This window comes from Pseudomonas veronii (assembly GCF_002028325.1).
GTDB classification, from domain to species: Bacteria; Pseudomonadota; Gammaproteobacteria; order Pseudomonadales; family Pseudomonadaceae; genus Aquipseudomonas; species Aquipseudomonas veronii.
In genome coordinates this window covers 3,956,283-3,968,047 of record NZ_CP018420.1, presented here as the reverse complement: position 1 = coordinate 3,968,047, position 11,765 = coordinate 3,956,283, and the positions used below count along the sequence as shown (strand labels likewise).

The window sequence follows — 11,765 nt, the reverse complement described above, 5'->3', positions numbered from 1 at the left end:
GGGCGCATAAGCTAGGCATAAGTGCGCGCATTTACAAGGATTCGCGCATTGAGACATCCGGTCTCAGCGCGCACGCCGATTCATGTGCGCCTCGACAGCCCTGGCGTGCATCTGCGATAGACGAGGCTTCTCTCATCGTTGCAGGAGGTCGTCATGAGTACCGCTGGAAACCTCATCGCTGGAAAAGTTGCGCTGGTGACTGGCGCCGGGCAGGGCATCGGCCGCGCCATCGCCCTGCGCCTGGCACGGGACGGTGCCGATATCGCGCTGGTGGACATCAATGGCGCCAAGCTCGAAGCCGTGGCTGCTGAAATCGTCGCGGCAGGGCGCAAGGCCTCGGTATTTATCGCCGACGTGTCCAAGCGCGAACAAGTGGTGGCCGCCGTCGAACACGCATACCAGACCCTCGGTGGTTTCGACATCATCGTCAACAACGCCGGGGTGGCACAGATCGATTCACTGCTGGACGTCAGCCCCGAGCAGGTCGAGCGCACCCTGGGCATCAATGTGCAGGGTGTGTTGTGGGGCATCCAGGCCGCCGGCAAGAAGTTCAAGGCGCTCAAGCAGAAGGGCAAGATCATCAACGCCTGCTCGATCGCCGGGCATGAAGGTTTTGCGCTGCTGGGCGTGTACTCGGCGACCAAGTTCGCCGTGCGCGCCCTGACCCAGGCGGCGGCCAAGGAACTGGCCAGCGCCGGGATTACGGTCAATGCTTATTGCCCGGGCGTGGTCGGCACCGATATGTGGGTCGAGATCGACAAGCGCATGGCCGAGATTACCGGCGCCGAAGTCGGTGCGACCTATAAGAAGTATGTGGACGGGATTGCCCTGGGCCGTGCGGAAACGCCTGAGGATGTGGCCGGGCTGGTGTCTTACCTGGCGGGGCCGGATGCGGACTACATGACCGGCCAGTCGCCGTTGATCGATGGTGGGATTGTGTACCGATAACGCGGTTCAAAGGTGGGAGTGGGCTTGCCCGCGATGGCGGCGGTTCAGTCACGGCATCGGTGGCTGATACACCGCCATCGCGGGCAAGCCCGCTCCCACATGTTTGACGGTGCTGGGTCAGATATGTTTGCCCGGCATGTCGATGCCCAGTTGGTTGACCCGGCGATACAGGGTCGCCCGCGAAATCCCCAGCGCCTGGGCCGTCGGCGACGGCTTCCAGCGATGCCGGATCAGTGCATCCAGCACCACCTGGCGTTCCGGGCTGACACGTTCTTCCACGTCGGCCTCGATCTGCTCGCCGCGCACCTCCACGGGCAGGTTAGCCAACTGGATGGTGCCGCCGTCGCACACCGCACAGGCATACGCCAGCACATGGCGCAGTTGCCGCACATTGCCCGGCCAGGCATAGCCGAGCAGTACCTCCAGCGCGGCGGGGCCGATGCCCACGGAGATTGCGCCGCTGTGCGCCTCCTGTTCCAGCAGCCGATTGATCAAGGCCAGCTTGTCGCTGCGCTCGCGTAAGGGCGGCAGGCAGAACCGTGCGCAGCCCAGGCGAAAGTACAGGTCTTCGCGAAAGCGCCCCTCGCTGACCAGCACCGCCAGGTCGCGGTGGCTGGCGCAGATCACCTGGATATCCACCGCACGGGTTTTTGCCGCACCCAGCGGTGCCACTTCACCTTCGGCCAATACCCGCAGCAAGCGCGTCTGCAGGGCCAGCGGCATATCGCCGATTTCATCGAGGAACAGCGTTCCGCCATCGGCCTGCAACAACAGCCCGGGCATGCCCTTGTTCGACGCGCCGGTAAAGGCCCCGGCGACATAGCCAAACAGCTCGCTTTCGATGAGGTTTTCCGGGATCGCCGCGCAGTTCACCGCCACGAAGGGCCCGTCGCGACGAGCGCTGCGCTCATGCAGTTGGTGCGCGAAGACTTCCTTGCCGGCGCCGGTTTCACCCTGCACCAGCACCGGCAGGTTGCGGTCCTTGACCCGCAAGGCCAGGCGCAGGTGTTCTTCCACCCGGGGGTCGACCTGATTGTTTACGGCCTTCGCTGGACGCGCCGGCTTACGCCGCGGCGCGCTGACCCGCACATGCAATGCGCCGGGCTCGCCCAGCCAGTGCAGCTGTTGCGCCGATTGATCGGTGACCGCGCGCAACGCATCCAGGTCGAAGACCTCGCCGATATGCGCCGGCACCTGGCCAAAGCGCCGACGCAGGGCCTGGCGCGCCTTGCTGTTCAACGCATGCAGGCGCCCATCCTGGTCCCAGGCCAGCAGCAGGTCGGGCTGGCTGTCGACATAGCCGGGCGTACTGTGGGCCTGGAGCACCCAGTGCTGACGCGCGCTGTGCATGAAGAAGGCATTTTCGATGGCTTGTGCGCTCTGCGCCACCATCTGTCTTACCAGATGCTGGCTGCGCCGGTCATCCGGGGATTTGAGCGCCGAGGCGTCCATCACCCCCAGCAGGTTGCCCTGGGGGTCGAAGATCGGCGCGGCGGAGCAGGTCAGCCCGATAAACGCTGCGCGAAAGTGATCGCGCTTATGCACCGTCACGGCAGCCTTGCTGGTCAGCACCGTGGCCACGCCGCAGGTGCCTTCTTCGGCTTCCGACCAGCAGGTGCCCAGGTACAGGCCGGCCTTGCGGCAATCGGTGCGAATCGCCGTGTCCACGCGGTGGTCGATGGTCTGGCCCTGGGCGTCGGTAAGCATCACGCAGTAGTCGGCATGGCGCACGCGGTGGTGGAGTTGGCCGACTTCTTCGCTGGCGATGTGCATGAACAGTTCGGCGCGCTCACGGCATTCCTTGAGCAGCGGTTCACTGAGAATGCGTGGCCCTTGCAGCGAGCCAGGGTCGAGGTGGTGTTGCTCCATGGAACGGCGCCATGAATCGAAAATCAGCGACGGCACCGGAGCCTGGGGCAGGCGATCGGCATTGCGGACCACGCGACTGACGCAGTCGACATGGTCTTTGGAGTTCGCGGCGAGCATAAGGCCTCCGGTTCTCGATCTTTTGTTGTTATGCCCGCCATTAAGCGCGCATGCGCGCAGGGGGACAAGGGCGGTCTGACCAACTGCCCGGTGTGAGACGCAGCGTCTCATCCGGCCGCGCACGCCACGGGCAGGTTGCAATGGCGCGTCTCATTCTGTGGTTGGCGGTCGCCGCCGCACAACCGCGTGGCACTGCTCTGAATCAAGCCTGTGCGAGGTTTTTCGAGGCGTTGGCACAGGCTGTGCTGAAGGTCTTGCAACTGGCTGCAGCCAGCCTTTTGTGTGTCGAGACAACCTGGAGAACAACAAGATGTCCACTCACCTGTCTACTGATCAACTGCTCCATGCCTACACCGTGATGCGTACCATCCGCGATTTCGAGGAACGCCTGCACGTGGAATTCGCCACTGGCGAGATCCCTGGTTTCGTCCACCTGTATGCCGGCCAGGAAGCCAGCGCCGCCGGGGTCATGGCCCACCTCAACGATGAAGATTGCATCGCCTCCAACCACCGTGGCCACGGCCACTGCATCGCCAAGGGCGTGGACGTGTTCGGCATGATGGCCGAGATCTACGGCAAGAAAACCGGGGTGTGCGGCGGCAAGGGCGGTTCCATGCACATTGCCGACCAAGAGAAAGGCATGCTCGGCGCCAACGGCATCGTCGGTGCCGGCGCGCCCTTGGCGGCCGGGGCGGCGCTGGCCTCCAAGCTCAAGGGCAGCCAGGGCGTGGCCGTGGCGTTTTTCGGCGACGGCGGCTCCAACGAGGGTGCGGTGTTCGAGGCCATGAACCTGGCCGCAATCATGAAACTGCCGTGTCTGTTCGTGGCTGAAAACAACGGCTACGCCGAAGCCACCGGCTCGGGCTGGTCGGTAGCGTGCAAAGACATCGCCGAGCGCGCCGTGGGCTTCGGCATGCCGGGGGTGATCGTCGACGGCAATGATTTCTTCGCCGTCCACGCGGCCCTGGGGGTAGCCGTGGAACGTGCGCGCAGCGGCCAGGGGCCGACGCTGGTGGAGGTCAAGTTGAGCCGTTTCTACGGCCACTTCGAAGGCGACGCGCAAACTTATCGCGGCCCCGACGAAGTGAAGAGCCTGCGTGAATCCCACGATTGCCTGGTGCTGTTTCGCCAACGCTGCAGCGCCGAAGGCTGGCTCGATGCGGCGCAGTTCGAGCGCATCGACGCGGAGGTCGCGCAACTGATCGAAGACGCCGTGCGCCTGGCCAAGTCCGATCCCAAGCCCCAGGCCGCAGACCTGCTCAGTGATGTCTACGTCGCTTACCGCTAATCGCCACCCACTACAAAAATAATCCGTGGAGAATTGATCATGGCTCGCAAAATCAGTTATCAGCAGGCAATCAACGAAGCCCTGGCCCAGGAAATGCGTCGCGACCAGAGTGTGTTCATCATCGGCCAGGACGTGTCCGGCGGCACCGGCTCCCCCGGCGAGCAGGATGCCTGGGGCGGCGTGCTCGGCGTGACCAAGGGCCTGTACCCGGAGTTTCCCGACCGCGTCTTGGATGCGCCGTTGTCCGAAATCGGTTACGTCGGCATGGCGGTCGGCGCGGCCACCCGCGGCATGCGCCCGGTGTGCGAGTTGATGTTCGTCGACTTTCTCGGCTGCTGCCTCGACCAGTTGCTCAACCAGGCCGCCAAGTTCCGCTACATGTTCGGTGGCAAGACCGCCACGCCGCTGGTGGTGCGCGCCATGTACGGCGCCGGCCTGCGCGCCGCCGCGCAGCATTCGCAGATGCTCACCTCGATGTGGACGCACATCCCCGGCCTCAAAGTGGTGTGCCCGGCCACGCCCTATGACGCCAAGGGCATGCTGATCCAGGCGATCCGCGACAACGACCCGGTGATCTTCCTCGAACACAAGATGCTCTACAGCCTGCAGGGCGAAGTGCCGGAAGAGCTGTACACCGTGCCTTTCGGCGAAGCCAATTACGTGCGCGAAGGCAATGACGTGACCCTGGTCACCTACGGGCGCATGGTGCATATCGCCCTGGAAGCCGCTGCCAACCTGGCGCGCCAAGGCATCGACTGCGAAGTGCTCGACCTGCGCACCACCAGCCCGCTGGACGAAGACAGCATCCTGGAAAGCGTGGAGAAGACCGGCCGCCTGGTGGTGATCGACGAGTCCAACCCGCGCTGCTCGATCGCCACCGATATCAGCGCGCTGGTCGCGCAGCGCGGGTTTTCGTTCTTGCGCGCGCCGATCGAAATGGTCACCGCGCCGCACACGCCGGTGCCGTTCTCCGATGCGCTGGAGGATCTGTACATCCCCAACGCAGCGAAGATCGAAGCCGCGGTGTTGAAGATCGCCGATAAGAGGACTGCCGCATGATCCATATCTTGACCATGCCCAAGTGGGGCTTGTCGATGACCGAAGGCCGCGTGGATGTCTGGCTCAAACAGCCGGGCGACCGGGTGGAGAAGGGCGAGGAAGTGCTCGACGTGGAGACCGACAAGATCTCCAGCAGCGTCGAGGCGCCGTTCAGTGGCGTGCTGCGCCGCGTGCTGGCGCTGAGCGACGAGACCTTGCCGGTGGGCGGGCTGCTCGGGATCGTGGTGGAGGGCGAGGCCACGGAAGCCGAGATTGATGCGGTAATCGAAGGTTTCCAGGCCAGCTTCGTGTCGAGTGCGGCCGAGGCGCAAGCATCCGGGCCCAGCGCGCAGAAAGTCGAGGTGGGCGGGCGGCTGTTGCGTTATCTCGATCTCGGTGAGGGCGGCACGCCGTTGGTGTTGGTTCACGGGTTTGGCGGCGACTTGAACAACTGGCTGTTCAACCACCCGGGGTTGGCGGCGCAGCGCCGGGTGATCGCCCTGGACCTGCCGGGCCATGGCGAGTCGGGCAAGCAGCTGCGCAGCGGCGATGCCGACGAGTTGAGCCAGGCGCTGCTAGCGTTGCTCGATCATCTCGCGCTCGACCGCGTCCACCTGGCCGGCCACTCAATGGGTGGCCTGGTCAGCCTGACCGTGGCGCGCCAGGCCCCCGCGCGGGTCGCCTCGCTGACCCTGATCGCCAGCGCCGGGCTCGGCGAAGAGATCAACGCGGACTACTTGCACGGCTTCACCGACGCGACTAACCGCAACGCGCTCAAGCCGCACTTGATTCAACTGTTCAGCGACCCGGCGCTGGTCACGCGGCAGATGCTGGAGGACATGCTCAAGTTCAAGCGCCTCGAAGGCGTGGATCAAGCGTTGCGCCAGCTCAATGCCCAGCTGTTCGAGGGCGGGCGGCAGCGCCTGGATCTGCGCAATATTGTCGGGCAGCAGCCAAGCCTGGTGATCTGGGGCAGCGACGACGCAATCATCCCGGCCAGACATGCTGAGGGGCTCGAGGCCCAGGTGGAAATCCTGCCGGGGCAGGGGCATATGGTGCAGTTGGAGGCGGCGGAGCGGGTCAACCAGTTGATGGCAACCTTCCTCAACTCCCAGCCTTGATGCAGTCCAATGTGGGAGGGTAACGAGTAGTTTTCAATGCCACCAAACGCGAACGGATTGCGACCGCTTACCACTGATCTCAGGCCGACGAATATCTCAATGTGGGAGGGGGCTTGCCCCCGATAGCGGTGTCTCAGTCAATATTCCTGGTGACTGACCCATTGCCATCGGGGGCAAGCCCCCTCCCACCATTTAGAGTGTATTTCAAAAGTTGGAGGCGGCGGAGCGGGTCAACCCGTTGATGGCAACCTTCCTCAACGTCCAGCCTTGATGCAGTCCAATGTGGGAGGGGCGGTGCGACGATTCGACTTGCCCCCGATAGCGGTGTCTCAGTCAATATTCCTGGTGACTGACCCATTGCCATCGGGGGCAAGCCCCCTCCCACCATTTAGAGTGCGTTTCAAACGGCGCGCTTGAGGGTTTCGCTCGGCAGCTCCTTGAACAACGCCCGGTAGCTATTGGAAAACCGCCCCAAATGCCAGAACGACCAGTTCATCGCCACTTGCGCCACTGTGGCCGCGGCTGAACTCAACAACTCCCGCCGCGCCCCGTTCAAGCGGCGCAAACGCAACCACTGCGCCGGGCTCATTCCGGTGTAGGTCTTGAAGCCTTGTTGCAACTGGCGCAACGGCACGCCGGCGATCTGCGCCAGCTCCAGCAGGTTGACGGTGTCATCCGGTGCATCGACCGCCCATTCGCCGATGCGCGTCATCAGCCGGCGCTCTTCGCTGCGGCGCTGCAATGACTGGCGGTCCAGGCATACGCAGGCGTTGTCGAGAATGAACAGGCAATCGTCGAGCAACTGCTGGGTGAGGGCATCGCGGCTGATCGGGTCGGTGGTGCCGGACAACCGTGTGAGCGTGCCACTGAGCCAGCGGCTGAACAACGCATTCTGCTGGCAGGTCAGCGGCGCCATGAACAACCCTTCGAGTTTCGCCACATCCAAGCGATGGCGCTGCACGAACTGCGGCCCGAATACCACCGCCACTTCACGGTAGTTCTCCGGGGTGATCCAGGTGTTGCGGCTCTCGCCATTGAGCAGGTACAGCGTGTTGTCGCTGCCGTCGAAACAGAACGCCAGGGCCCCCGGCGGCGCGTTGAAATGCTGCTCCACCCGGGTGTTCATGCTCTCTTCGTAGACCTCCACGCCGTGCAGGTCGAGGTAGCGGATCTGCCCGGCAAAATGCCCGGGGGACATCTGCTGGTAGTGCTGCACCCAGCCGGGTGTCGCACGGCATTGAGCGGCCACATCACCGGTGGTGAAGGCCTGTACGCGCAAAGCGGTTGCCTGTGTCATAGGGGGAACCTGCTCGCACTCTATTGGTGCGTTGTGTTCGGAGCAAAGTGGATAGATGCCGTGGCGCGGCGAGCCCAAGATAGACCTCAATGCGCCGGGAGTACAAGCCGGTGCAGTCTCCCACCCATGACGAGGTCCTTATGAACGCCCCCTTCGATCAGCTGTCCGCCTGGCTGAAAGAACACAAGATTACCGAGGTCGAATGCGTGATCAGTGATTTGACTGGCATCGCACGCGGCAAGATTGCGCCCACCAACAAGTTCCTGCATGAGCGAGGCATGCGCCTGCCGGAAAGTGTGTTGCTGCAAACGGTAACCGGGGACTTTGTCGACGACGATGTCTACTACGACCTGCTCGACCCGGCCGACATCGACATGGTCTGCCGCCCGGTGGCCCACGCCACCTACGTGGTGCCATGGGCGATTGAACCGACCGCCATCGTGATCCACGACACCTTCGACAAGCAGGGTAACCCCATCGAGCTGTCGCCGCGCAACGTGCTGAAAAAGGTGCTGCAGCTCTACGCCGAGCAGGGCTGGCAGCCGATTGTCGCGCCGGAAATGGAGTTCTACCTGACCCAGCGCTGCGATGACCCGGACCTGCCGCTGAAAACCCCGGTCGGCCGCTCCGGGCGGGCCGAAACCGGTCGCCAGTCGTTCTCCATCGACGCCGCCAACGAGTTCGACCCGCTGTTCGAAGACGTCTACGACTGGTGCGAAGCCCAGGGCCTGGACCTCGACACACTGATCCACGAAGACGGCCCGGCGCAGATGGAAATCAACTTCCGCCACGGTGACGCCCTGGATCTTGCCGACCAGATCACCGTGTTCAAACGCACCCTGCGCGAAGCCGCGCTCAAGCACAACGTCGCCGCGACCTTCATGGCCAAGCCGGTGGCCGACGAGCCGGGCAGCGCCATGCACCTGCACCAGAGCGTGGTCGACATCGCCACGGGCAAGCCGGTGTTCGTCGACGCCGACGGTCGGATGAGCACGCTGTTCCTGCACCACATCGGCGGCCTGCAGAAGTACATCCCCAAGCTGCTGCCGATGTTTGCGCCCAACGTGAATTCGTTCCGCCGCTTCCTGCCGGACACCTCGGCGCCGGTCAACGTGGAATGGGGCGAAGAAAACCGCACTGTCGGCCTGCGCGTGCCGACATCGAACCCCGACGCCATGCGCGTGGAAAACCGCCTGCCCGGCGCGGATGCCAACCCGTACCTGGCGATCGCCGCCAGCCTGTTGTGTGGCTACCTGGGCATGATCGAAAAGATCGAGCCGAGCGCGCCGGTGGAAGGCCGCGCCTATGAGCGGCGCAACCTGCGCCTGCCGATCACGCTCGAGGATGCGCTGGTGCGTATGGAGGAGTGCGCGACGGTCAAGCAATACCTGGGCGACAAGTTCGTGCGCGGCTACGTCGCGGTCAAACGCGCCGAGCATGAGAATTTCAAGCGGGTGATCAGTTCCTGGGAGCGTGAGTTCCTGCTGTTGAGCGTCTAAACAATCATAAAGGGGTGTCGATATGCGTCTGATGAAAAAACTTCTCCCGCTGGCCCTGGTGGCGGCATTCAGCAGCGCCGCGCAGGCGGAGCCGACGGTCAGTGTCTACAACTGGACCGACTACATCGGTGAAACCACCTTGGCCGACTTCCAGGCCAAGACGGGGATCAAGGTGATCTACGACGTATTCGACTCCAACGAAACCCTGGAGGGCAAGCTGCTGGCGGGGCGCACCGGGTATGACGTGGTGGTGCCGTCCAACCACTTCCTGGCGCGCCAGGTCAAGGCCGGCGCGTTCCTCAAGCTCGACCGCGCGCAGTTGCCCAATTTCAAGAACCTCGACCCCAAGCTGCTCAAGCTGCTGGAGAAAAACGACCCGGGCAACGCGCACTCGGTGCCGTACCTGTGGGGCACCAACGGCATCGGCTACAACGTCGACAAGGTCAAGCAGGTGCTCGGCATCGACCATATCGATTCGTGGGCGGTGCTGTTCGAGCCGGAGAACCTCAAGAAGCTCAACCAGTGCGGCGTGGCCTTCCTCGACTCGGCGGATGAGTTGTTCCCGGCGATCCTCAACTACATGGGCAAGGACCCGCGCAGCGAGAACCCTGAAGACTACAAACAGGCGCAAGCCAAGCTGTTGACGCTGCGGCCTTACATCACCTACTTCCATTCCTCCAAGTACATCTCGGATTTGGCCAACGGCGATATCTGCGTGGCGTTCGGTTATTCCGGCGACGTGTTCCAGGCCGCCAACCGCGCCAAGGAAGCCAAGAACGGGGTGAACATTGCCTATTCGATTCCCAAGGAAGGCTCCAACCTGTGGTTCGACCTGCTGGCGATCCCCGCCGATGCGAGCAACCCGAAAGCAGCCCATGCGTTTATCAACTACCTGCTCGACCCTGAAGTCATCGCCAAAGTCAGCGCCTCGGTCGGCTATGCCAACGCCAACCCGGCAGCCAATGCCTTCATGGACCCGGAATTGGTGAACAACCCTGAGGTGTACCCGTCCCAGGCCGTGCTCGACAAACTCTATATTTCCACCACGCCGACCCCGGCGACCATGCGCCTGATGACCCGCGCCTGGAGCAAAGTGAAGACCGACAAATGATCCAATCGAACGACCACGCCCGGTCCTATTACCGGGCCTCGGCCAATGCCATGCCCGAGCGTCCGGCCTTGGCCGCCGACTTGAGCGCGGATGTGTGTGTGATCGGCGGTGGGTTCACCGGGGTCAATACCGCCATCGAACTGGCCCAGCGCGGGCTGTCGGTGATCCTGCTGGAGGCGCGGCGCATCGGTTGGGGCGCCAGCGGGCGCAACGGCGGGCAATTGATTCGCGGCATCGGCCACGACGTGTCGGGCTTTGCCAAGTATGTGGGCGAGGAGGGCGTGCGTTATCTGGAGCGGGCCGGGATTGATTCGGTCACGTTGGTGGGGGAACGCGTTCGCACGCAGGGTATCGACTGCGACCTGCGCTGGGGCTTTTGCGAACTGGCCAATACCGCGGCGCAGTTCGCCGCGTTCAAGGGCGAGCAGGAGCGCCTGTTGGCGCAGGGCTACAACCATGAGGTCCGTGTGGTAGGTCCGCAGGATATGCACCAGGTCGTCGGCTCGCAGGTCTATGCCGGCGGCCTGGTGGACATGGGGTCCGGGCACCTGCACCCATTGAATCTGGTGTTGGGCGAGGCGCGGGTCGCCGAGTCCCTGGGGGTGCGGATTTTCGAGCACACCCCAGCGTTGGAACTGCTCCACGGCGACACCGTGCAGGTACGCTGCGCCGGCGGCACGGTGCGTGCCAGCAACCTGGTGCTGGCCTGCAATGCACACTTGGAGGCGTTGGAGCCGCGCTTGAGCGGCAAGGTACTGCCTGCCGGCAGCTACATCATCGCCACCGAACCGTTAACGGAAGGGCTGGCCGAGCAATTGATCCCGCAGAACCTGGCGCTGTGCGACCAGAAAGTCGGCTTGGACTACTACCGACTGACCGCCGACCGACGCCTGTTGTTCGGCGGCGCCTGCCATTATTCGGGGCGTGATCCGCAGGACATCGCCGCGTATATGCGACCGAAGATGCTCCAGGTATTCCCGCAACTGGCCAATACCGCGATCGAGTTCCAGTGGGGCGGCAAGATCGGCATCACCGCCAATCGCTTCCCCCAGGTCGGGCGGTTGAAGCAGTACCCGAATGTGTTCTACGCCCAGGGTTATTCCGGGCATGGGCTGAATGTGACCCATTGGTGCGCGCGGCTGCTGGCTGAAGCCATTCATGCCGGGCACAGTCAGGGCTTGGAGGTGTTCAGCCAGGTCCCGCACATGACCTTTCCGGGCGGCAAACTGTTGCGCTCGCCGTTGTTGGCGTTGGGGATGCTGTGGTTCAAGTTGCGCGAGCAACTTGCCTGGTAGCTGGGGGCGCGTTGTGAAAGGGCCTTGCCAGCTTTTATCGAATCGTTGACAGGCAGGGCAAAACGGAAGAGCGCAATTGCTCCTTTTCGTACTGCTTGAGGCTAGCCCCTTTCCGCAATAGGTCCGGGGCGGCGTGTTTCGCTATGCAGCTCAGGTACGCCTGTTTTTTTCCATCGGCTAAC

General features: G+C 63.5%; 9 protein-coding genes. 7 read left to right on the top strand and 2 right to left on the bottom strand.

Annotated elements, in window-relative coordinates; all coding sequences use genetic code 11:
* The first annotated feature begins 153 nt into the window (after positions 1-153).
* Entirely contained in the window at positions 154-948 is a 795-nt protein-coding gene (locus PverR02_RS17945; RefSeq protein ID WP_017846575.1) for an acetoin reductase, read from the top strand.
* Positions 949-1,065: 117 nt separating this feature from the next.
* Here the strand turns inward: PverR02_RS17945 and PverR02_RS17940 are convergent, their stop codons facing one another.
* A complete protein-coding gene (locus PverR02_RS17940; RefSeq protein WP_079444062.1) occupies positions 1,066-2,934 on the bottom strand; it encodes a sigma-54-dependent Fis family transcriptional regulator in 1,869 nt (622 codons plus the stop codon).
* Between the two features lie 310 nt (positions 2,935-3,244).
* Here PverR02_RS17940 and PverR02_RS17935 point away from each other — a divergent pair, with 310 nt between their 5' ends.
* From PverR02_RS17935 to PverR02_RS17925, 3 genes are read left to right on the top strand one after another with little or no spacing between them, the layout of a single operon-like run.
* Positions 3,245-4,222, top strand: a complete 978-nt coding sequence (locus tag PverR02_RS17935; RefSeq protein WP_079444061.1) for a thiamine pyrophosphate-dependent dehydrogenase E1 component subunit alpha — start codon at positions 3,245-3,247, stop codon at positions 4,220-4,222.
* Between the two features lie 39 nt (positions 4,223-4,261).
* Positions 4,262-5,281, top strand: a complete 1,020-nt coding sequence (locus tag PverR02_RS17930; protein ID WP_017846572.1) for an alpha-ketoacid dehydrogenase subunit beta — start codon at positions 4,262-4,264, stop codon at positions 5,279-5,281.
* A complete protein-coding gene (locus PverR02_RS17925; protein ID WP_017846571.1) occupies positions 5,278-6,381 on the top strand; it encodes an acetoin dehydrogenase dihydrolipoyllysine-residue acetyltransferase subunit in 1,104 nt (367 codons plus the stop codon). The genes PverR02_RS17930 and PverR02_RS17925 overlap by 4 nt, the downstream gene beginning before the upstream one ends.
* Positions 6,382-6,781: 400 nt before the next feature.
* On the opposite strand, the gene PverR02_RS17920 is transcribed toward PverR02_RS17925, so the two are convergent.
* Entirely contained in the window at positions 6,782-7,678 is an 897-nt protein-coding gene (locus tag PverR02_RS17920) for a helix-turn-helix domain-containing protein (protein WP_017846569.1), read from the bottom strand.
* A 140-nt stretch (positions 7,679-7,818) separates the two neighbouring features.
* On the opposite strand from PverR02_RS17920, the gene PverR02_RS17915 reads away from it, so the two are divergent.
* Genes PverR02_RS17915 through PverR02_RS17905 form a run of 3 tightly spaced genes read left to right on the top strand, consistent with a single transcriptional unit; the run spans position 7,819 to position 11,583 of the window.
* Positions 7,819-9,177 carry a glutamine synthetase family protein gene (locus PverR02_RS17915; protein ID WP_079444060.1) on the top strand — a complete coding sequence of 453 codons (1,359 nt, stop codon included), beginning with the start codon at positions 7,819-7,821 and terminating at the stop codon, positions 9,175-9,177.
* A gap of 22 nt (positions 9,178-9,199) precedes the next feature.
* Positions 9,200-10,288: a polyamine ABC transporter substrate-binding protein gene (locus tag PverR02_RS17910; protein ID WP_079444059.1), complete on the top strand. Its 1,089-nt coding sequence runs from the start codon at positions 9,200-9,202 to the stop codon at positions 10,286-10,288.
* Positions 10,285-11,583, top strand: a complete 1,299-nt coding sequence (locus PverR02_RS17905; protein WP_079444058.1) for an NAD(P)/FAD-dependent oxidoreductase — start codon at positions 10,285-10,287, stop codon at positions 11,581-11,583. The genes PverR02_RS17910 and PverR02_RS17905 overlap by 4 nt, the downstream gene beginning before the upstream one ends.
* Positions 11,584-11,765 lie beyond the last annotated feature (182 nt).

Bases quoted from the DNA above. Each gene is read 5' to 3' on its own strand.
- PverR02_RS17915 (WP_079444060.1), top strand. From the start codon at position 7,819: ATGAACGCCCCCTTCGATCAGCTGTCCGCCTGGCTGAAAGAACACAAG.
- PverR02_RS17940 (WP_079444062.1), bottom strand. From the start codon at position 2,934: ATGCTCGCCGCGAACTCCAAAGACCATGTCGACTGCGTCAGTCGCGTG.
- PverR02_RS17905 (WP_079444058.1), top strand. From the start codon at position 10,285: ATGATCCAATCGAACGACCACGCCCGGTCCTATTACCGGGCCTCGGCC.
- PverR02_RS17935 (WP_079444061.1), top strand. From the start codon at position 3,245: ATGTCCACTCACCTGTCTACTGATCAACTGCTCCATGCCTACACCGTG.
- PverR02_RS17910 (WP_079444059.1), top strand. From the start codon at position 9,200: ATGCGTCTGATGAAAAAACTTCTCCCGCTGGCCCTGGTGGCGGCATTC.
- PverR02_RS17945 (WP_017846575.1), top strand. From the start codon at position 154: ATGAGTACCGCTGGAAACCTCATCGCTGGAAAAGTTGCGCTGGTGACT.
- PverR02_RS17930 (WP_017846572.1), top strand. From the start codon at position 4,262: ATGGCTCGCAAAATCAGTTATCAGCAGGCAATCAACGAAGCCCTGGCC.
- PverR02_RS17920 (WP_017846569.1), bottom strand. From the start codon at position 7,678: ATGACACAGGCAACCGCTTTGCGCGTACAGGCCTTCACCACCGGTGAT.
- PverR02_RS17925 (WP_017846571.1), top strand. From the start codon at position 5,278: ATGATCCATATCTTGACCATGCCCAAGTGGGGCTTGTCGATGACCGAA.